General features: G+C 61.3%; 20 protein-coding genes, 4 tRNA genes and 1 pseudogene. 11 read left to right on the top strand and 14 right to left on the bottom strand.

What is annotated here, in order from left to right; genetic code table 11:
• Window positions 1–65: 65 nt before the first annotated feature.
• The 3 genes from HMPREF3009_RS02150 to HMPREF3009_RS02140 all read right to left on the bottom strand — a co-directional run bounded on the left by HMPREF3009_RS02150 (window position 66) and on the right by HMPREF3009_RS02140 (window position 346).
• A tRNA-Val gene (locus HMPREF3009_RS02150) sits at window positions 66–137 on the bottom strand.
• A 31-nt stretch (window positions 138–168) separates the two neighbouring features.
• Window positions 169–239: transfer RNA gene (locus tag HMPREF3009_RS02145), tRNA-Cys, on the bottom strand.
• A gap of 31 nt (window positions 240–270) precedes the next feature.
• A tRNA-Gly gene (locus HMPREF3009_RS02140) sits at window positions 271–346 on the bottom strand.
• Between the two features lie 287 nt (window positions 347–633).
• Between HMPREF3009_RS02140 and HMPREF3009_RS02135 the strand changes: the two genes are divergently transcribed.
• The 5 genes from HMPREF3009_RS02135 to msrB all read left to right on the top strand — a co-directional run bounded on the left by HMPREF3009_RS02135 (window position 634) and on the right by msrB (window position 4,191).
• Window positions 634–708: transfer RNA gene (locus HMPREF3009_RS02135), tRNA-Val, on the top strand.
• 269 nt (window positions 709–977) lie between these two features.
• Window positions 978–1,865, top strand: a complete 888-nt coding sequence (locus HMPREF3009_RS02130) for a TDT family transporter (RefSeq protein ID WP_070679712.1) — start codon at window positions 978–980, stop codon at window positions 1,863–1,865.
• Window positions 1,866–1,922: 57 nt separating this feature from the next.
• Entirely contained in the window at window positions 1,923–2,573 is a 651-nt protein-coding gene (locus HMPREF3009_RS02125) for a dihydrofolate reductase family protein (RefSeq protein ID WP_070679709.1), read from the top strand.
• An 11-nt stretch (window positions 2,574–2,584) separates the two neighbouring features.
• A complete protein-coding gene (locus HMPREF3009_RS02120; protein ID WP_070679707.1) occupies window positions 2,585–3,781 on the top strand; it encodes a glycosyltransferase family 87 protein in 1,197 nt (398 codons plus the stop codon).
• Entirely contained in the window at window positions 3,778–4,191 is a 414-nt protein-coding gene (gene msrB / locus HMPREF3009_RS02115; protein WP_070547092.1) for a peptide-methionine (R)-S-oxide reductase MsrB, read from the top strand. Before HMPREF3009_RS02120 ends, msrB begins: the two co-directional genes overlap by 4 nt.
• Before the next feature lie 34 nt (window positions 4,192–4,225).
• Here the strand turns inward: msrB and hemQ are convergent, their stop codons facing one another.
• Complete coding sequence (gene hemQ, locus HMPREF3009_RS02110; protein WP_046648171.1) at window positions 4,226–4,927, bottom strand: hydrogen peroxide-dependent heme synthase; 702 nt, start codon at window positions 4,925–4,927, stop codon at window positions 4,226–4,228.
• Between the two features lie 125 nt (window positions 4,928–5,052).
• On the opposite strand from hemQ, the gene HMPREF3009_RS02105 reads away from it, so the two are divergent.
• On the top strand, window positions 5,053–5,718 hold the full coding sequence (locus HMPREF3009_RS02105) for a DUF3000 domain-containing protein (protein WP_175973075.1): 666 nt from the start codon (window positions 5,053–5,055) through the stop codon (window positions 5,716–5,718).
• A 1-nt stretch (window position 5,719) separates the two neighbouring features.
• Complete coding sequence (locus tag HMPREF3009_RS02100; protein WP_070679703.1) at window positions 5,720–6,967, top strand: HRDC domain-containing protein; 1,248 nt, start codon at window positions 5,720–5,722, stop codon at window positions 6,965–6,967.
• Here the strand turns inward: HMPREF3009_RS02100 and dxs are convergent.
• The 5 genes from dxs to dut all read right to left on the bottom strand — a co-directional run bounded on the left by dxs (window position 6,948) and on the right by dut (window position 12,608).
• Window positions 6,948–8,876: a 1-deoxy-D-xylulose-5-phosphate synthase gene (gene dxs, locus HMPREF3009_RS02095; RefSeq protein ID WP_070679700.1), complete on the bottom strand. Its 1,929-nt coding sequence runs from the start codon at window positions 8,874–8,876 to the stop codon at window positions 6,948–6,950. The genes HMPREF3009_RS02100 and dxs overlap by 20 nt on opposite strands.
• A 113-nt stretch (window positions 8,877–8,989) precedes the next feature.
• Window positions 8,990–10,306 carry a class I SAM-dependent RNA methyltransferase gene (locus HMPREF3009_RS02090; protein ID WP_070679696.1) on the bottom strand — a complete coding sequence of 439 codons (1,317 nt, stop codon included), beginning with the start codon at window positions 10,304–10,306 and terminating at the stop codon, window positions 8,990–8,992.
• On the bottom strand, window positions 10,293–10,991 hold the full coding sequence (locus tag HMPREF3009_RS02085; protein WP_118783626.1) for a DUF3159 domain-containing protein: 699 nt from the start codon (window positions 10,989–10,991) through the stop codon (window positions 10,293–10,295). Before HMPREF3009_RS02085 ends, HMPREF3009_RS02090 begins: the two co-directional genes overlap by 14 nt.
• 183 nt (window positions 10,992–11,174) lie before the next feature.
• The gene (locus tag HMPREF3009_RS02080) at window positions 11,175–12,092 is read right to left on the bottom strand and encodes a DUF3710 domain-containing protein (protein ID WP_070679693.1); all 918 of its coding nucleotides are present in this window, start codon (window positions 12,090–12,092) and stop codon (window positions 11,175–11,177) included.
• Window positions 12,093–12,131: 39 nt separating this feature from the next.
• On the bottom strand, window positions 12,132–12,608 hold the full coding sequence (dut, locus tag HMPREF3009_RS02075; RefSeq protein ID WP_046648177.1) for a dUTP diphosphatase: 477 nt from the start codon (window positions 12,606–12,608) through the stop codon (window positions 12,132–12,134).
• 124 nt (window positions 12,609–12,732) lie between these two features.
• Here dut and HMPREF3009_RS02070 point away from each other — a divergent pair, with 124 nt between their 5' ends.
• Window positions 12,733–13,269 (top strand): DUF3093 domain-containing protein, encoded by a 537-nt coding sequence (locus tag HMPREF3009_RS02070; RefSeq protein ID WP_046648178.1) that lies wholly within the window; start codon window positions 12,733–12,735, stop codon window positions 13,267–13,269.
• A gap of 44 nt (window positions 13,270–13,313) precedes the next feature.
• Here the strand turns inward: HMPREF3009_RS02070 and HMPREF3009_RS02065 are convergent, their stop codons facing one another.
• Window positions 13,314–13,604 carry a DUF4193 domain-containing protein gene (locus HMPREF3009_RS02065; RefSeq protein ID WP_046648179.1) on the bottom strand — a complete coding sequence of 97 codons (291 nt, stop codon included), beginning with the start codon at window positions 13,602–13,604 and terminating at the stop codon, window positions 13,314–13,316.
• 321 nt (window positions 13,605–13,925) lie between these two features.
• Here HMPREF3009_RS02065 and ppgK point away from each other — a divergent pair, with 321 nt between their 5' ends.
• The 3 genes from ppgK to HMPREF3009_RS02050 all read left to right on the top strand — a co-directional run bounded on the left by ppgK (window position 13,926) and on the right by HMPREF3009_RS02050 (window position 16,828).
• On the top strand, window positions 13,926–14,723 hold the full coding sequence (gene ppgK, locus HMPREF3009_RS02060; protein ID WP_070679690.1) for a polyphosphate--glucose phosphotransferase: 798 nt from the start codon (window positions 13,926–13,928) through the stop codon (window positions 14,721–14,723).
• Window positions 14,724–14,925: 202 nt separating this feature from the next.
• Complete coding sequence (locus tag HMPREF3009_RS02055) at window positions 14,926–16,398, top strand: RNA polymerase sigma factor (protein ID WP_046648181.1); 1,473 nt, start codon at window positions 14,926–14,928, stop codon at window positions 16,396–16,398.
• Window positions 16,399–16,501: 103 nt separating this feature from the next.
• Window positions 16,502–16,828 carry a hypothetical protein gene (locus HMPREF3009_RS02050; RefSeq protein ID WP_070679687.1) on the top strand — a complete coding sequence of 109 codons (327 nt, stop codon included), beginning with the start codon at window positions 16,502–16,504 and terminating at the stop codon, window positions 16,826–16,828.
• A gap of 164 nt (window positions 16,829–16,992) precedes the next feature.
• Here the strand turns inward: HMPREF3009_RS02050 and dhaM are convergent, their stop codons facing one another.
• The 4 genes and pseudogenes from dhaM to HMPREF3009_RS13650 form a co-directional block, all read right to left on the bottom strand.
• Window positions 16,993–17,703, bottom strand: coding sequence for a dihydroxyacetone kinase phosphoryl donor subunit DhaM (dhaM, locus tag HMPREF3009_RS02045; RefSeq protein WP_070679684.1), 711 nt, complete (start codon window positions 17,701–17,703; stop codon window positions 16,993–16,995).
• Window positions 17,704–17,706: 3 nt separating this feature from the next.
• A complete protein-coding gene (dhaL, locus tag HMPREF3009_RS02040; protein WP_070679681.1) occupies window positions 17,707–18,372 on the bottom strand; it encodes a dihydroxyacetone kinase subunit DhaL in 666 nt (221 codons plus the stop codon).
• A gap of 10 nt (window positions 18,373–18,382) precedes the next feature.
• Window positions 18,383–19,384 carry a dihydroxyacetone kinase subunit DhaK gene (gene dhaK / locus HMPREF3009_RS02035; protein WP_070679678.1) on the bottom strand — a complete coding sequence of 334 codons (1,002 nt, stop codon included), beginning with the start codon at window positions 19,382–19,384 and terminating at the stop codon, window positions 18,383–18,385.
• A gap of 124 nt (window positions 19,385–19,508) precedes the next feature.
• A pseudogene (locus HMPREF3009_RS13650) lies at window positions 19,509–19,961 on the bottom strand (MFS transporter); the annotation flags it as partial.

Genomic DNA, 19,961 nt, shown 5'->3' with positions numbered 1-19,961 from the left:
ATGCGCTACCAACTGCGCTACATCCGCATTCGAAACCAGGCCCGGTTTCTAGGACAAAGTCCTTGTGCGCGATACTGGGATTGAACCAGTGACCTCTTCCGTGTCAGGGAAGCGCTCTCCCGCTGAGCTAAACGCGCTCGCAGCGCCCTGTTTGGGCGCCAGCATTTGAGGTGGAAACGGGAATCGAACCCGTGTGCACGGTTTTGCAGACCGTTGCCTCACCACTCGGCCATTCCACCGTGGCGATACCGCCTCACACACTACATGTGCTGGAGCGGATGACGAGACTCGAACTCGCGACCCTCACCTTGGCAAGGTGATGCGCTACCAACTGCGCTACATCCGCATTGCACGTTCCCGGCCGGTATGCCGTGGTGCGAGAAGAAACTTTATCGTGCGCCGCCGTAGTTTCCAAATCCGCAGCCCACGGCACTAATCCCCAGACTCCCCAAAGCCTGCGGATTACATCAGTGTGATTGAGACTGCGGTTACAGCGAGCGGCAGCGATGGCAACAGGAAGCCCTGGACCGACTCCACCACGACACTAACACCCACACATACAGCTTAAAGCGCGTTTGAGCTGGACGATTAGGGGGTTACTACACGCGCGGTGTACCTTAAGTGCTGCACCGAGGTTCTATAGCTCAGTGGGAGAGCGTTCCGTTCACACCGGAAAGGTCGCTGGTTCAATCCCAGCTAGAACCACCATCATAACTGCAGGTCAGAGACCTGCAGCATGTGGCACAAGCCTTCGCGTGGATACTATGTGGATTATAAATCTACATTAATGGTTTCTCGCGGGGGCGTTTTCTCATTGTGCCTCATCTTGGCCACAAGGGCTAGACGAAAACCTCAACGCGTTGGGGACACGGCACGGTTACACAAGACTGCATGACATTGAACCTGTCCCCCTCGCACACTTATCCGATTGCTCCATAAGGGTTCGATAGCAACAAGTGCAGGAATAGGGTGATTTTGTGCGGTTGCCAAAGTGTGGCCCGGCCTGGGCCGGCGCCTTGATGGGTACCTCGATTGCATCGACTTTGTCGGGGTTGCATGGTTTAGGCGTAGCGCAGTTCGTCTTCGCTTTTATCGCAGCGGTGCTGCTGGTGATTTTTACCGCGGGGACGAAGAATGAGCCTCCCCGGCACCAGAACATGGCGGCGTGGGGCATGTACACGATGGGGCTGCTGGCGTGCGGCTCGGCATGGACCGCGCTTACCGGAAGCGATGCCTTCCAGTTGGCAAGTTGGTGGATTGGTGCACCGCTATCGGTGGTGGTCTGTTTGTGGCAGCTATGGGGGTTGTTCAAACAGCCGCACCTCTACGACAAGCCCGCTTTTCCTTGGGGCCTGGCACTTGTTTCTCCCATGGTGGCGGCGACCTCCGCAGGTCAGTTGGCTATGAACCACGGGCAGTTCTACCACTTTGCCGGCGAGCTATGCTTCTTCCTCACGTTCATCACCGCAATTCCACTATTCGCCTACTGTTACTGGTCCCTTGTACAACGCCGAGAAAGGCCGCGCGGGGCAGCTGCAGGTACAGCGTGGATCCCGCTCGGCGTGGTTGGACAGTCAACGGCAGCCTCGACACTGCTTTTTGACGCCCACCTCTACGGCATCATCATGTTTACGATTGGAGCACCCTGCGTCGCATTCGCAATGTACTGCTTCTACCGAGCGGTCTTCGAGTGGACTCCCTACAGCCCCGGCTGGTGGGGCTCGACCTTCCCGGTCGGAACACTGTGCCTAGGTTCATGGGATGAAGGCTGGCACCGGTTGTCCTTCGTTCTCTTGGTGCTCTTATTGCTCCATTGGGGAGCCTGCGCGCTGCGCTTCAGCGCTTGGCGGCTCCAGCGCGCCTAATAGCATAAGGTCCGCCTCCCCAAGCGGTAACCGCCCTTTGAGGTACCGTGGGGCGCCATGAGTGAGACTGCGCTGATAGAACGCCTACTGGGGCCAGACCGAGAAGGAATCCGCTTGATTGCGGTGGGTACGCTCCACGGCTCCGCCACCATCGATGGCACTTCCGGTCCCATGGGTAACGACACTGACGCCGAGCTCTTCGCGGCTTTACGCGAGTGGGCCGATATTGCCGTCGTCGGCTCAGCCACGGTGAAGGCGGAGGAATATGGGCCGTCGACAAGCACGCGCCTCGCCGTGCTTAGCCACTCCCTCGAATTTGCCGGTTTCGAGGATTTCATTGCCGCAGGCCCCATCGTGCTTACCCCGGCAGAGCGCGCGTCTTCGCCCGAGGCACAGCGCTTGGCCGACGCCGGCGCCGAAGTCATCAGCACAGGTACCGGAACCATGAGCGAGGCTGTTTCAGCTCTTCACGCTCTAGGCGCGCGCCGCATCAGTTGCGAAGGTGGCCCATCCGTTTATTCCGCCTTTATCGCAGAAGGCCTCGTCGACCAGCTTTATCTGACGCTCGATCCGCACCTTTCCCCTTCCGTCGAAAAGCCCGTCGTCGACGGCGAGGCCACCTCCCCCGCGCTCAAGCTCGAGCTGGAGAACGTCGACACCGTCGACAGCACGGTGTTTCTGCGCTACCGGCGCGCACAAACCCCGTAAACTTTGCTGCCGTGACTTCTCCGGCTCCCTCATTCCCAGCTTCCGCGCGACTGTGGACGGCCGCCGCGTGGCCCGCCGCCATCGTCTTAGTCCTTCACCGCGTGTTCGTGCTCGCTGTTAACGGCTCGGTGACTGATGACTTCGGCACCGTCTACCGCGCGATCCGGAGGTTGTGGGAAGGCAACCCGGTTTATGAACAGAACTATTCCTTCGTGGAACCGCTCTACCTGTATAACCCAGGGGCCACCGTCCTGCTGTCCCCCTTAGGACTCGTGTCTGAGGAACACGCGCGCATCGCCTTTATTCTGGCCAACGCCGCTGCCATCGTCGCTGCCTTGGCCCTGCTGACCCGCTTCGTAGGTCACAGCCTGCGGGGCCCGCTGTGGCCGGTCAGCATCGCCGCAGCCTTCGCTACCGAATCAGTCATCAACACGTTGGTCTTTACCAACATCAATGGCTTGTTGCTGCTCGCGATGGTGGCGTTCCTGGCTTTGTTGGATAAACACGGATGGGCCGCTGGACTCTGCATCGGTCTGGCGATTCTGGTTAAGCCGCAATTTGCCCCGCTGCTCTTCCTCGCCTTGGTGCGCAAGCGCTGGCTCACCTTAGGTTTGGGCGTGGCTATACCGCTGGGGAGCAACGTTGCTGCATGGCCGTTCGTTCCGGGCGCGGAAGGCTTCCGCGCCAACCTTCTTCCTTACCTGTCCACCACGCGCGACTACGCCAACGCCTCATGGCCGGGCGTGCGCGCTTACTTCGATCTCCCCGGCGTCATCTACTACCCCATCTGGATCCTTTTCGCGGCGCTAGCCGCAGTGGCGATCCTCGGTCTGCTGCGCTGGCGCGACAGCGAGCCGACCTTCTGGGCGCTGAGCACAAGTGGTGCCATCATGGTCGGGATCTTCTTCCTTTCCTCCTTGGGACAGCAATACTACTCCATGTGGCTTATCCCAATGCTGTTTACGGTGGTGCTGGGCCGCTCGGTCTTCCACACGTGGGGAGCATGGTTGGCCGCATTTTTATTCTTGGCGCCGCTCGAGTGGACGTCGTCCAGCATGCCCACCGCCGCGCACTGGATGAGCGTGTTCATCGCCACCATCGGGTGGGGCCTGCTCATCGTCGTGACCGCTGCCTCCGTGGCCGGCTGGTGGAGCGCGGAACGAGGGGCTAGCCGGCAAGCTCAGTCGAGCGATAAGATTCCCGCATGACTGATTTCAAGCTCATTGCCGATACCGAATGGCGCCAGCGCCTGAGTCCTGAGGAGTACCACGTCCTGCGTGAGGCCGGCACCGAGGCACCGCACGTCGGCGAATACACCAACACCACCACCGAAGGCGTGTACTCCTGCCGAGCCTGCGGCGCCGAGCTCTTCCGCTCCACGGAAAAGTTTGAATCGCACTGCGGATGGCCGTCCTTCTTCTCCCCTTTGGCTGGCAACGCCGTCATTGAGCGCGAGGACAATTCACTGGGCATGCGCCGCATTGAAGTGCTGTGCGCCAACTGCGAGTCCCACCTAGGCCACGTCTTCGAAGGCGAGGGATACGATACGCCGACGGACCTGCGCTACTGCATCAATTCCATCTGCCTCAACCTAGAAGAAAAGCCGGTCGAGGACTAAACCCTCAACCGGCTTCCGGCGCTATAACGACCCTTTAAGGCAAAATCGCGATGAGCTCAGCCACATCCTTCACGCGGCGACCGGTGTGGAAGGGAATCTCCTCGCGCACGTGGTGGCGCGCCTCGGTGTAGCGCATGAGGTACATCAGATCCACGATGCGGTGCAGCTCCGGGGCCTCAAAGGCCAGGATCCACTCGTAGTCACCCAGCGCGAAGGCCGGCACGGTGTTCGCGCGCACGTCCGGATAATCACGCGCCTGCATGCCGTGCTCCATGAGGATGCGGCGGCGCTTTTCCTCGTCCATGGTGTACCAGTCGTAAGAGCGCACGAAGGGGTAGACGGAAATCCACTCACCGGGCTCCTCGCCCATGATGAAGGACGGCAGGTGGGACTTGTTGAACTCCGCCGGGCGGTGCAAGGCGTTTCCTACCCACGTCACCTCAGAGACCTGGCCCAGGACGGTCTCGCGGCGGAAGTCCGCGAAGGCCTTCTGGATGTCGGCGAATTCCTCAGCGTGCCACCAGATCATGAAGTCAGCGCTCTCCCGCATTCCGGACAGATCGTAGATACCGCGCACGGTAACCACGCCTGCTTCCTCGAGCTCAGAGAAGAACTTCTGCGCCTGCGCGACGATCTCCTCGCGCTCAGTGCCCAGCGCCCCCGGGATGACCTGGAACACCGCGTGCTGCGAGTAGCGCTGGACCTTGTTGAGCTCGGCGAAGTTGACCTTCGACATGCCTCTCTCCTTTTTTCAACCGACAAAGTTTCTTATCCATCATAAGTTGGAGACGCCCTCGCGCGCCACTAGCCTTTCGGCGCGCCTTCCACCGCCACACGGGCGGAGCTTATACCTTGAACCCCGTGAGCAATTCCGACGTTTCTTCGCGCAACCTTGCAGGGGCACCGACCAACCTGCACGATCGCGCCGCCGCCTCTCCCGCCGAATCGCGCCCCGCAGAACCGAGCACTCCGGCTGCCTTCACGGAGGCCGTCGAGTCCCTCCACGCTGCGCAGCTGCGCCCAGAAATCACCTTGGGCACCATCCGACCCCCGCAGCGACTGGCCCCGTTCAGCCATGCCATTGGCCTGGAGGTTGAGCGTCACGAGCAGGAGGAGGCTATCCCCACCGACTCTGAGGGTGATGCCTTCGGCCGCCTTATCCTGTTGCACGACCCAGGCGCTGAGGAAGCCTGGGAAGGTGCGATGCGCCTGGTGGCCTACATCCAGGCAGACTTAGAGGATGCCGTAGCCGGGGACCCGCTGCTTCCCGACGTCGCCTGGGAGTGGCTCACCGAATCACTCGACGTGCGCGAGGCAACACACACCAACCTCGGAGGTACTGTCACCTCGACTGCCTCGGTGCGCTTTGGCGAGATCGGTGGCCCGCCGCGCGCCTATCAGTTGGAAATGCGCGCGTCCTGGACCGCAGCCGACCTGGATCTTGCCCCACACGTCGAGGCTTTTGCACAGGTGCTTTCTCTCGTCGCAGGCCTGCCGCCCGAGGGCGTCACCGAGCTCGGACGCTAACATGAGCGAACTGCGCCAGGTCCCCGTCGACGGCACGCCAAAAGTCCTGCTTTCTCCCCGTGAGTTCCAGGCGGGTGCCGCGCGCCTGGCCGCGGGGACTGGACCCTTCGCCATTGATACCGAACGCGCGTCGGCCTACCGCTTCGATGACCGCGCCTTTCTAGTGCAAATTCGCCGGGAAGGCGCAGGCACGCTTTTGTTTGCCCCGGAGAATCGTCGGCATGAACTGAGTTCCGCGCTAGCGCCGGTGCTCAACGGCCAGGACTGGGTAGTCCACGCCGCCCCTTCTGATCTTCCCTGTCTGGCCTGGCTGGGGCTACACCCCGGAACACTGTTCGATACCGAGCTTGCCGCCCGCTTCGCCGGTTTTGCGCATCCCAACCTGGGGGCGATGGTGCTGGAGCTGTTCGACGTCGAACTGGAAAAGGGTTACGGCGATTCCGATTGGTCCCAAACACCCATTCCCCGGACATGGCGCAACTACGCGGCGCTCGACGTGGAGCTGCTCAACGAACTTGCTGTGACGTTGCGAGACATCCTTGCGGAAGAAGACAAACTCGACTGGGCCTTTGAAGAATTCGACCGGATCGTCGACGAGCATGCCGGGATTACCGGCCCTGAGCCTCGAACGTGGCGGGAGCTGAAAGGTGTGTCTTCGCTACGCACACGCGAACAGCTCGCCGTGGCTCGCGAGTTGTGGCAACGCCGCGAATCCATCGCACGTTCCCAGGACATCGCCCCCAACCGGGTGCTGCCGCACCGCGTGCTCGTGGACATAGCGCGCCGCGTGCCTCGCACCCCGCACGACATCAATCAGATTAAAGGTTTCCCCCGCCGCCGCGGTGGGGCTACGTTGCGCTGGCTCGATGCCGTCACGACTGCGCTGGATAGCCCGCGCCAGGAGTGGCCAAAGCCGCTGCGCAGCCCCCGCCCGGTGCCCTCCAAATCAGTATTTAACCGGGATTTTCCCGAGCTGTGGCAGCTCTACTGCGAGATCCGCCATGACTTCGAGGACCTCGGTGACGAACTGCGCATGAGCTACGAGCTGATCCTCAAACCCAGTCTGATACGTACAGCGGTGTGGGCAGCGTTCGGGCCAGAAGGCGGCGTCGCGGGGGAGATCGCAAAAGATGCCGATATCCCCGATTTCCTGCGTTCTCAGGGCGCGCGCGACTGGCAAGTCAAGCTGGCCACGCCGCTCTTGCAGCGCGGGTTAACCCGGATGCGCTCTACTCCCCCGCGCTCTTAGCAGACTCCTCAGCATCGCGTGCAGCTACCCACTCACGCACTGAGTTCGCGATGCCTTCCGGGGTCAAGCCAAAGTCCTCGAGGATTTCTCCACGGCTGGCATGCTTGGGGAAGCAGCCGGGTACGCCGAGCCTGTGTACCGGAGTGTCCACATCGGCGGCGTCGAGGGCCTCGGCCACCATGGACCCCACACCGCCCCGCAGGATGCCATCCTCCACCGTCACCACGAGATCGTGATCGGCCGCCAACGCGATGATGGATTGCGGTACCGGTACCGGCCAGCGCGGGTCCACGACGGTCACGTTGAAGCCTTGGGCTTCGAGCAGCTCAGCTGCACCCAGGGAACGCGCGCTCATGGCACCGACGGCGACGATAAGCACATCAGTAGCTTCCTCCGCAGAAGCAGCGGCATCGGAATAGCTCAGGATGTCTACCCCGTCATCGAGCCGCTTGAGTTCGTCGCGGTCATCAAGGAGGTTGCCCTTGGGGAAGCGCACCACGGTCGGGCCATCCTCGATTGCGATGGCTTCGTTAAAGAGTTCCCGCAGGCGGGCACCATCGCGCGGGGCGGCGATGCGCATGCCGGGGACGATGCTCATGAGCGCCATATCCCACACACCGTTGTGTGAAGCACCATCAGAGCCCGTAACACCGGCGCGGTCGAGGACAATGGTCACTGGCAGCTTGAGCAGCGCAATGTCCATGATGACTTGGTCCACCGCACGGTTGAGGAATGTAGAGTACACCGCTACCACCGGGTGCATCCCGGCCAGCGCCAGACCGGATGCAGAAGCCATGGCATGCTGCTCAGCGATGCCGACATCAAAGAAGCGCTCCGGGAACTCCTCCTGGAAGGGGGTTAGCCCCGTCGGCCCAGCCATGGCGGCAGTAATGGCGACGATGTCCTCGCGGGCGTGGCCGGCCTTGATCAATTCTTCCGAGAACGCCGCGGTCCACCCCGGTTGCTTCTGTCCCTTGGATACACCGGTGACCGGGTCGATGGCGCCGGTGGAGTGCATCTGGTCCTTCGGCTCGTTGACCGCAGGAGCAAAGCCATGCCCCTTCTCGGTGACCGTGTGCACGATGATGGGACCGTCATAGTCGCGGGCGTAGCTCAGCGCCCGCACAACTGCCTCAATGTCGTGGCCGTTAATCGGGCCAATGTACTTGATGCCCAGCTCCGGGAACATCTCCGTGGGCATGACGGTCGACTTCACACCCTCCTTGACCGCGTGCAATGCATCAAAGGTGCGCTCGCCTACCCAACCCATGGACTTGAGGCGCTTCTTGCCCAGCGCCATGAACTCGTCGTATCCGTGCTGCGCACGAATGCGCCCCAGATTCTCTGAGAGGCCACCGATCGTCGGCGAATAGGAACGCCCATTGTCATTAACGATGATGACAACGTTGCGGTCCTTGTCGGCAGAAATGTTGTTGAGGGCTTCCCAGCACATGCCGCCGGTAAGGGCGCCATCGCCCACGACCGCCACGGCATTGCGGTGGGATTCACCCCGAATCTTGAAAGCCTTGGAGAGCCCGTCCACCGTGGATAGCGCTGCCGAGGCGTGCGAGGATTCGGTCCAATCGTGTTCTGACTCTGCGCGATCCGTGTAGCCGGACAAACCGCCCTTCTGACGCAGAGTATCGAATTGGGAGGCGCGGCCCGTGAGCATTTTGTGCACGTAGGACTGGTGTGACGTGTCGAAGACGATGGGATCGCGCGGGGAATCGAAGACGCGATGGATCGCCACCGTGAGCTCCACGACGCCCAGGTTAGGGCCTAGGTGGCCGCCTGTAGCGGACACCTTCTCAATAAGGCGCTGACGGATTTCCGCCGCGAGCTCAACCAGTTGCGTCTTGCTCAGGGCTTTAAGATCGCCTGGTGATTGAATGGAATCCAGAATGCCCATAGAGCTTGCCTTAAACCCCTTCATCGATCGTTTTCTTCTTTACCACCGTACCCGTTGACACGCGTGACGCGTCAATCATTGCCCGACCACTCCCGCGGCGCCCCCTGTGCGCCCTAGGCCAGTGGAACCAGGAGTGCCAGGGTTTCAAAGTGATGCGTTCCGGGGAAAGCATTCACCATGGCGAGGCGCTTCGCGCGGTAACCATGCTCCGACCAAGCAGCCAAGTCCCGGGCGAACGTAGCGGGATCGCAACCGATATGCAGGATGCGTTGCGGCTTTGCCGCGGCGACAGCGGCCACCACGTCGTTGCCAGCACCGGTACGCGGCGGATCCAAAATCACCGACGCCGGCTGCGGAAGCTGGCTGGCCACCTGCTCCACCTTGGCGGTGCGGAAGTGCACGTCAATGCCTGCGAGCCCCGGCTGCGGCGCCGCTGCTGCGGGCGAATAATCGACGGAATACACGGCCGTGTGCCCGCCCTGGGGTGTGGTGACATCTGCGAGCGCGGGAACGAACAGACCAACGCCGCCATACAGATCCCAGGCCACTGCATGTACAGCGGGCTCGTCCGCTGCCTCAGGTTCACCGCCGTTCCCGTGGCCTTCTGCGCCGAGCCACTCGCGTGCAAGGCTGGTGTAAACGTCCGGTGCTCCGACGTGCGCCTGCCAAAAAGCGGTGGGCGGGAAGCGGAACTCGTGGCCGTCAGCACGCTGCACCACATTCTCAGTTGGCGCCTCGATGACCTCTCGAATGGTCTCGATTCGCCGCCCCCGCGGCGCCTTCCGGGTTTCCACGACGTGCCTATTGCCGTCGCTATCCATGACCGCGATTACCTCTGCACCTGGATTAAAGGTACGGGCATCAGGCCCCACTAGGCCGTCGACGAGCCCCGGAATCAGCTGGCTGCACGCAACGTCGGTGACGAGCTCCGTGGAGCCACGCTTGCGCAGACCAGCACGGCCCTGCTTGTCGACGCCCAACCGCACCCGCGTACGCCACCCGCGATGCGGTGCCACATCGATGGTCTCGACGTCGGGAGCATCCTCGATGTGAGCCACGCGGCGCAGCTGATCGAGCAAGACTGCGACCTTGATGTCTGGCTCCGCCGCGGGATCGAGCTCAGCGAAGTCACAACAGCCGGCGCCACGCTGCGCGGCCGGGCACGCAGATTCGACACGGTAGGGCCCAGGTTGTACGACGGAACTCAGCGCGGCTTCCACAAAGGACTTCTTCACCTTGGTCGCAGTCACCGTGACATGGTCGCCGGGGAAGGCACCCGGGACGAAGCACACGCGCCCGTCGGGGGCCGCCCCGATTCCGACACCGCCGTGCCCCATACGTTCGATGGTGGTGTCGAATGACTGCCCTTTGCTCAGGCTTCCAGCAGCGGCGCTCTGATCTTTCGCAAAGTTGTGATCAGTCGCGGTCATGGATCTTCTCCTTAGAGTTGTCGCCGCCCTGCGACGTAGTGTCGCCGCCCTGCGCTTCCTCCACGGCGGCATTCGCGCGGCGCACCATCCAGATAGTGAGGAGGGTGACGATACCCGTTAACGGCCAGCCCATGAGAATGCGGACGATACCAAGCGTTGTGGTGGCATCGGCATCGTAGAGCGCGCGTTGCACCGCAAAACGGGCGATGAACACCGTCGCCCACCCGGCAGTGGCATAGGCATAGGAGCGTCGCGCCCGTGGCACTGTGCGCCACCCCATGTCCTCACCGTTGAGGCCTTTCCATACCACGCCGACAAGCGGCCAGCGCAGAATAATGGAAACGATCGCGACGATGAACAGCACGAGCGACATCCAAATTCCGTAGAGGAAATAGCCTTTGGCATCCCCGGTAAACCACGCGATTCCGGCGCAGATGGCCACGCCCAGCAGACCAGAAAAAGCTGGTTGCAGGGTTTCCTTGCGGGCCAGGCGCCACAGGCTGATAGCCAGCGCCACGCCCAGTGCCGCAACAAGCGCCGGCCCCAACCCCCAGACGTTGTTGACCGGGATGAGAACCAGCACGGGCAGGGTCGCAGACACGAGCCCGGTCAGCCCACCCATCTGGTCGAGCAACGACGGCTCCGGATCAGCTTCTGGCGACACCGTCGCTTGTTCCGCCGCCATGTCGGCGCCAGGATTCGAGGATGGCTCAGGGGCAGGTTCAGTAGCGCGCTCGGCGCTATCGTGGTCATGCGCAGACGCCGGGGTGCGGTAAGGCTCGCGCTCTTCGGGAGTAGGGCTGGTCACGTGCTTAAGGGGTCCTTTTCGGTAGTGCCGGAGGGGTCTGGACCGGCAGGCTGAAGTGCGCTACTTGTTCTCGTTGTCTTCGAGGTCGCGCAACTGCTCGCGGGCCTGGGACTCCGCGGTCTTCTCTGTATCCGTGGCCGTGTACGCTGCCGCTGCACTATCCGCGCTGTCTGCCTGCGCGGCCTGCTGCTGGCGTTCCTTCAGCGCCTGCTGAACTTGCTCAGCCAGCTGCTGCGGAAGCGTGACAGGCAGGGAGCTGCCAGCCAGGATGGGATCCTCACCGCGGTAGACAAAGGTGCGGGCAACGACTTCGCGCCCTAGCTGCGCCAATTCCTCTTCCTTGCCGGCAGGTGCAGCCAGGGTCAGGCGGTACATCCACCGCGGCCCCTCCACACCGATAATGCGTATGCCGCCTTTCTCGCTGCTGCCGACGATCTCAGAACCCCACGGGCCATCCTCCGGGTGGGCAGCAAAACCATCGGCTTCCAAGCCTTTGATGATGTCCTCCGCAGACTCCGCCCACTGCCCCGGCGTGCGCGGCGCGGCAAAGGCCACTGGGGTCATGCGGCCGTGTGGGGTGAGAATGTGGAGCATGCGCGGGCCTTCCTGACCCATCTCCACCTGGACCTGTGAGCCCTTCGGCAGCGGGATGCGCAGTGAGCCCAGATCTAACAGGCCTACGGAGAAGTCCTCAAAGTTAAACTCAGCGATGTCGACATTATCCCCATCGTAGGGACCCATGTCGCCGTTGATGGCATCGTGAGCCACAGCCTTCACGGCTAGAGAAGCCTGAGCATCATCTTCATCCTCACGGACAAGACCAGCGGTTGGCTCGGGAGCGGCCTCAGCGGCGCCATCGTTTGCGTTCTCCGCTGCCGGGTTCACTGTGGTGGTGTCCTCGGCCACGGCCTCGGTAGCCGCCTCTTCCTGGTGGACGGCAGGGTTCTTCTTCTTTTTTCCAAAGGGCCACATCGCCATAGTTTAAGCCTTCCTCATTCCGTGTCTGCTTTGTTGAACTTAGTTAACGCCGGTTGATCCATACCCGCCGTCGCCACGAGCGGTGTCATCAAGTTCCTCGACTTCCTGGAAGCCCACCAGCTCCACGCGTTGGACAATCAACTGCGCGATACGCATTCCCCGCGTGACCTCAAAGGTCTCCTCTGGGTCGTGATTAATAAGGCATACTTTAATCTCACCGCGATACTCGGCGTCAATGGTGCCGGGGGTATTCACGACGGAAATGCCGTGCTTGGCCGCCAGGCCCGAGCGCGGGTGGACCAAGCCTACCGTGCCCATCGGCAGGGCAAGGGCAATGCCCGTACCGACAAGAGCGCGCTCGCCGGGCCGCAAAATAACGTCGTGAGCAGCGTAGAGATCCGCGCCCGCATCGCCGCCGTGAGCGCGATGCGGTAGCGGAAGCTCCTTATCAAGGCGCTTGACCTGAATGTCGCCGAAGGGACTAACCGGATCTACGAGAGGGTGTTGCTCATTCACGCGGCCCAGCCTACCTTGTCCCCTCCATCCCCAACCGTCAGGGCTGGAAGCCGCGTCAGCCTGGCAGCCGCGCCTACTCTGCGTGTTGGGCTCTCCCCTTCCCCGACGGCTAGACTCGAAGGTCATGACTTCGAGTTCTTCGTCTGCTTCTCCCTCGGCACCAGCCGCTTCCCCAGTGATCCTCTACCGTGAGCGCCAATGGGTGCCGTGGTACTGGTGGCTGATGGCGGCCTTTGTTGTCGCGATCTCCACCGCCACAGTCAGCCTCAACCGTGGAATCATGTGGGTCATCGTCCCCGCCATCCTGCTCAGTGCCATCGCCGCGTGGGTCCTGCTGACATGGTCCAACACGGTGGTGCAGGTGGAACAGGATGCCGACGGCACACGGTGGCTCACCGTCAAGGACGCGCAGCTGCCGAACGATGTTGTCGCCCGCAGTACCGCGGTGCCGGCCACTGCACGCCGCAACGCGCTCGGTCCACAGCTCGATCCGGCTGCCTTCCTCGTCACACACGGCTGGGTACCCGAACACGTCATGCTCGTCCTCGATGACCCCGAAGATCCAACGCCCTACTGGCTCATCGGATCCACCAACCCCGAAAAACTCCTCGCAGCCTTTGTCCCCGAGCAGGCCGCAGCAGCTACAAGGCGCAGCAATTAAGGCTTGAATTAAGGCCTCAGCCACGCCTCGGTGAAACTGGCCTACTAGGCGCAGTCCATGCAGACTGGCTCGCCGTCCTCTTCATGGTCAAGGCGCTTGTTGGATTGCACCAAGAAACATACAGAGCAGGTGAACTCGTTTTCTTTGCGCGGAACGACGGTGACGTTGAGCTCTTCACCGGTCAGGTCCACTGACGGCGGTTCGAAGGCCTCGACGATTTCTCCATCGTCATCCATGCCATTGTTGTCGTTTTCAGCCGCCTTCAGGCCCTCGAGGGAATCGGCCTCGAGGTCGTCTTCAGCGCGGCGACGCGGTGCGTCATAATCCGTGGCCATAATGCTTGCCCCTGTGAGTCAGATCGATAGGTATGTGTATTTATCGACGGCATCCTAAACCAGACTGGCCTCTGTGTCACACTCGCCCCGCCGTGGGGGCACCAAACCCTGCACTATCCTACCCCCTATTACGCCTCCTTCACCCCTGTGACCTGCTAATTCCAGCCCTTTAGCGAGCCGCGAAGATTTCGTCACAATGTGCACCTACCTCCAGCCCAAGGAGCACGTCACGCACCGGACACCGCAGGGCATTACCGACGCTGCCCTTTTCATCGCTGAGATCGTGCCGCATCATCGCGCGAGTGCACATAGACTGTCGGTATGACCGCCCATGAATCACAGCACCAGGACACGAAACCGAGCCCGCAGCACGAAGGCCACGCCTTCGGCATCGATGTTGGAGGCTCTGGCATCAAGGGTGCCGAGGTCGACCTCGCAACGGGAGAGTTCGTTGGTGACCGCCTCAAGATTGCTACTCCCCAGCCCGCAACGCCGGACGCCGTCGCCAAGGTGATTGCCCAGATCATCGAAGAGAAGAACTGGGACGGTCCCGTCGGCATTACCATGCCAGCGGTGGTAAAGGACCAGGTAATCCGCAGCGCGGCAAACATTGATAAATCCTGGATCGGCACGGATGCACAGGAATTGTTGAGCTCATACCTCAACGTTCCTTTTACCGTGCTTAACGACGCCGACGCGGCCGGCCTCGCCGAGGTGGCTTATGGCGACGAGATTGCGCGCTCCGGCCCCGTCATCTTCCTCACTTTGGGCACTGGTATTGGTTCCGCTTTCCTGCTAGATGGCCAGCTTTTCCCCAATACGGAGATTGGGCACCTCATCGTTGGCGAGAAGGAGGCGGAGCACCAAGCTTCTTCAGCCGTCAAGGACCGCGAGGGGCTCAAAACCAAGCAGTGGGCGAAGCGCGTCAACCGCGTACTCCACGAGTATGAGGCCCTGTTTAACCCTTCAGCCTTCGTCATCGGCGGGGGAATTTCCCGCAAGTTTGACAAGTGGGGAGAGCACCTCCGCATCGAAACGCCTGTCGTTGCAGCTCAGCTTCGTAATCGCGCCGGTATAGTAGGCGCAGCCATGGCAGCACAAGAAGGTATTCGCCCATAAGGCAACCGGGGGCCAGCATTTCCGAGTTGACCCCAGTCACCGCCTAGTGCAAGAAATGATCTATACTGGGCTGTCGATTATCCAATATCCAGCGGCGCGCCTCCCCTGCTCATCTCGGAGGCGGGCTAGCATCGGGGACTAGTCGCGACTAACTTGCGCGTCCCCATAGTTTCCACTCAGAGAGCAAGTCGAAAGGGCGTACGTGGCAGCCACTGATTCTTCAGACCAGGTACTCGGCGCGGGCGAGAGCACCTCCGAGGCATCTGCACCTGCACAGAAGACCGCCAAAAAGACGGCAAAAAAGACCGCTAAGAAAACGGCCAAGAAAACCGCGAAAAAGACCGCCAAAAAGACAGCCAAGAAAACGGCTAAAAAGACGGCCAAGAAGGCAACGAAGAAGACCACTCGCAAGTCTGCACAAAAGGCCACAAAGAAGACGGCCAAGAAGACTGTGCGTAAATCAGCAGCCACGAAGGCAACGTCGCCTGAAGCTGCCGAGTCTTCCGAGGATCTCGCCGAGGATCAGACCGACGAGTTGGACGCCGACACCACTGACGATGCCGATATCGATTTCGATCCGGACAACGCCGAGATGGATGATGAAGACGAGTTCGGCGACGACGATGATGACCTCGAGGGCGACGACGCTGATGAGGACGAGGACGATGGTTCCTCGGTCTGGGACGAGGATGAGTCCGCAGCCCTGCGCCAAGCCCGCAAGGATGCGGAGCTGACCGCGTCGGCAGACTCTGTCCGCGCCTACCTGAAGCAAATCGGTAAGGTCGCCCTGCTCAATGCCGAGCAAGAGGTCTCCCTCGCCAAGCGAATCGAGGCTGGCCTCTACGCTCAGTACCGCATGGATGAGATGGAAAAGGCTCGTGCCGAAGGCGACAAGGCCGCCAAGCTTTCCCCCATGGAAAAGCGTGACATGCGTGCCATCGCTCGTGATGGCCGCAAGGCGAAGAACCACCTTCTCGAGGCAAACCTGCGTCTCGTGGTGTCCTTGGCCAAGCGCTACACCGGCCGCGGCATGGCCTTCTTGGATCTCATCCAGGAAGGCAACTTGGGTCTCATCCGCGCTGTTGAGAAGTTTGACTACACCAAGGGCTACAAGTTCTCCACGTATGCCACCTGGTGGATCCGTCAGGCTATTACCCGCGCGATGGCAGACCAAGCACGCACCATCCGCATTCCTGTGCACATGGTCGAGGTCATCAACAAGCTGGGCCGCATCCAGCGAGAGCTGCTGCAGGATTTGGGCCGCGAGCCCACGCCGCTGGAGCTGGCGAAGGAAATGGACATCACCGAGGAAAAGGTGCTGGAAATCCAGCAGTACGCTCGTGAACCCATCTCCTTGGACCAGACCATCGGTGATGAGGGTGACTCCCAGCTGGGTGACTTCATCGAGGACTCCGAGGCCGTCATTGCTGTCGACGCGGTCTCCTTCACCTTGCTGCAAGACCAGCTGCAGGACGTGCTCACGACCCTGTCTGAACGTGAGGCGGGCGTGGTTCGTCTGCGCTTCGGCCTCACCGATGGCATGCCGCGCACTTTAGACGAAATCGGCCAAGTCTATGGTGTCACCCGCGAACGTATTCGCCAGATCGAGTCCAAGACCATGTCCAAGCTGCGCCACCCTTCGCGCTCCCAGGTGCTGCGGGACTATCTCGACTAAGCCCGCGGACACGACAGTGGCGGCGAGGAAAGATTTCCTCGCCGCCACTTTTCTTTATGTATCAGGGCTCTGGGTTTCCTAGCAGCTCTAGGGATTGAGTCCCATGACCACCATCATGGCCATGGGAACGAACGGTGCGATACAACTCCAACAGAATCCGATGATCATCCCGGACACTGTGATGCCGGTTCGCCTATGCTCCGGGCTTCGCCCTGATCCGAGGATGAGCGCCACGATCCCCAGCCCCACCGCGCACCATCCGGTAAAGATCGTCAGCATCGACGACAAGAATCCCACTGCACCCCACAAGAGTGTCAGTACGATGATGAAGAGTGGCGGAAGCACCGCCAGCCCCAGTACCCACGGCGCGAGGGGGTTCGGCGTGGAAGGGTGTTCTATCGGAGACGTGTACGACCCCGCAGAGGAGTAAGGGGAAGTATTCGGATAAGCCTGTACGTAATCGGGCTGGTTCATGGATTCCCCGCTTTCAAGAGAACTCAACTAGGACGCTGCCTTTACCTTATTCGAAGGCATTGGAAGCGTCCTTTCATGCGGGGGACGGTGCCCGCACGCCGCACCATTCGGGGCACGCTTCTAACCGTCGAGCCCCAGCTCGATGGCCGTGGCAATCCGGTCGATGACTTCCTTATCGGAGATATCTCCGCTAATGGTCACCGATGCGCCCTGGCAAGCACCGAGCGACATCAGCATCATCGCGGAGTCTGCCTCTACTGCCTCACCGTTATAGGTAAGGACGATATCGCCCTCTGCTTCAGCCGCCATTTCAGCGATCTTGGACGCGGGACGAGCATGTAGTCCTGCTTCATCGGCAATGGTCACAGTCAGCGAGTATCGATGTGGATCTTCCTCTTGGTCTTGCTCGCGCACAGTCCCGGGATCAGCAGGCTGCTGAGGAGTGAAAGCCTCGATAGCTCGTCTAGCGGCGTCAGCAACTGCCCCCAGATCATCGCCTTGCTGGGCGGCGGTTGCCGCAGCGATAGTGGCCTCGACCAGTGGGGCATCAACGAACAGTGCTTGCTCTTCGTCCAGAAACTCCAGAACCGATTCGACGGTCATCGTTGCCGAGCCCAAGTCCGTGAGCACAACAACGCTGAGACCTTGACCTATGGCGTGGCTGATAGCGCCTTCGATGAAGTCATAGGACGTTCCGATACTGCCGTCTTCCAAGCCACCCGCAGGAAGGATGGTGACATCAGCGGCCATCTGGGCGGCGAGCTCAGCCAATCCTTCTGCGAGCTTCGCGGAATGCGAAACGAGAACGAGTCCAACGCGCGGCTGTGCCATGCTCTACGCCCCCTTCCCAGTAGTGTCGGCGGCGTCAGCAGCCGCAGCGAGGAAAAGCGCCGAGGAGGCGGCACCCGGATCCTTGTGCCCGGCAGAACGCTCGCCCAGGTAGGAAGCGCGTCCCTTAGTCGCAACCATCGGGATAGTAGCGTCCGCGCCGGCTGCGGCCGCGTCGGCAGCCGCGCGCAAGACCTCGGCGGGGCTCTGTGCGGCATCGGCGGCGTCGCGGGCAGCGCGCGCCGCTGGCGCCCAAGCATCGACCATGGTCTTCTCCCCTTCCGTTGCTTTGCCGCGGGTCATGATTCCCTCGAGGGCGGCCTCAATAAGCGCAGCCGTCGTAGAGGCATCAATGTCACCGGTGCCGGCGGCCTTCGCCGCACGCAAGAAGGCGGTGCCCAACAATGGGCCGGAGGCTCCGCCGACGGTGGACATGAGAGTCTTCGCGGTTAGTTTGAGTACGTCAGCGACCGTTGAGTCATCCGACGAGATATCCGCAGCAACCTTGTCGACGACGGCGCGGAAACCACGGTCGACGTTTTCTCCATGGTCGCTATCGCCGATGACACGGTCGAGCTCGATGAGCTCCTCACGGTGTTCACGCGCGGCCGCGGCACAGCTTTTCATCCATTCCTGTGCCCACGCGCTTGAAAGAGTTTCAGAATTCGTCATAGTTAGATTGTTACATTCCTTGGCGTAGTGCGGAGGTGTGGCAGGGGGCGTCGAAAAGCGCGAGGTCCTCGTCGTCCGTGCGCATGACGGTGACAGAGCACCCAGCCATGTCCAGGCTGGTGACGAAGTTACCCACGAGGGAGCGCTCAATGGCGATGCCAGCCTGCTGGAGACGCTGGGCCACGCGGCGGTAGACCACGTACAGCTCAGAGGCCGGGGTGGCGCCCATGCCATTGACGACGACGATGGTGCGCTCCCCCTCGCTCAGCTTAAGATCTGCCAAGACGGGGTCGAGTAGGTGATCAGTAACGTCATCGGCAGAAACCAGTGGAATTTCCTTGCGGCCCGGCTCGCCATGGATACCCACGCCGAGTTCGACTTCGTCTTCCCCAAGGTCGAAGGAGGGCTTGCCCACGTGCGGCACCGTGCAGGCGCTCAGTGCCGCGCCCATGGTCGCGGTATTCTCCACTACCTTCTTAGCCACCGCTGTCACCGCAGCAAGATCGTCGCCGCGCTCGGCTGCGGCACCTGCCAGCTTCTCTACCAACAAGGTTCCTGCCACGCCGCGACGTCCGGCGGTAAACGTAGAATCCTCCACCGCGACATCATCGTCGACGATGACCTGGCTGACCTCAATATCATCGAAGTCAGCCAGCTCGGCTGCCGTATCAAAGTTGAGAACATCGCCGGTATAGTTCTTGACGATGTAAAGAACGCCCGCCCCAGCACTTACCGCTTCGGTGGCTGCTTGGATTGCATCCGGTGTAGGCGACGTAAACATGGCGCCCGGCACCGCCGCGTCCAGCATGCCGTAGCCAACGAAACCCGCGTGCAAAGGCTCGTGCCCAGAACCACCACCGGAGACAATAGCCACCTTGCCGTGTTCTTTCTTCTGTATGCGGGCAACAAACAGCGGTTCCGTGTTGCGAGTCACAATGTCACCGTGGGCTAACGCGAAGCCTTCTACTGATTCGGCTACTACGTTGTCCGGCGAGTTGATGAGCTTTTTCATCATCCATCTCCTTAGGTTGTCTTTGGCCTAGAGCACTCTTCTCACAATGCTGCCGAGCCTACCCTTCGCTGCTGGATGTTTCGCTGAAACCGTTGCGCCAACACCGTGGGCTACGCCCCCTTGCTTAGCCCTGCGCTGCTTTGCGGACTTGCAACGCACCAATAAAACCGAGCCCTAAGAACGCAACTGCGGTCAGCAATGACCAACGCGCTGCATCACTCATACCGTCGCTGAGTGCTCGGACCAACACGGCAGTCTCCTCTCCGAAGGGACTGGCGGCACCCTGCGCACGCAGCCCAGCGATACTCGACCCAGCCGATTGACGCGCTGCTTCCGCTATTCCTTCCGCAGCCGGACCATCGAAGCCAATGGTATTAAGCGCCTTCGGCAGAGACAGCGCTAGCGAGACGGAAAAGACCGAACCGGAAATCGCGGTTCCCAGGGAAGAACCAATTTGACGAACTGTGCTCTGTGTCGCGGAAGCTTGGCCTGAGTTTTCCACGGGGATGTCACGCAAGACGGTTCCGGTTAACTGCGCAGAAGCGAATCCTAGGCCCACTCCATAGATCACAAGCGG

The sequence above is a fragment of the Corynebacterium sp. HMSC034H07 genome (assembly GCF_001815175.1).
Classification (GTDB): domain Bacteria; phylum Actinomycetota; class Actinomycetes; order Mycobacteriales; family Mycobacteriaceae; genus Corynebacterium; species Corynebacterium hiratae.
Note: the sequence above shows the minus strand (reverse complement) of the source record. Positions and strands in the feature narration are given on the sequence as shown.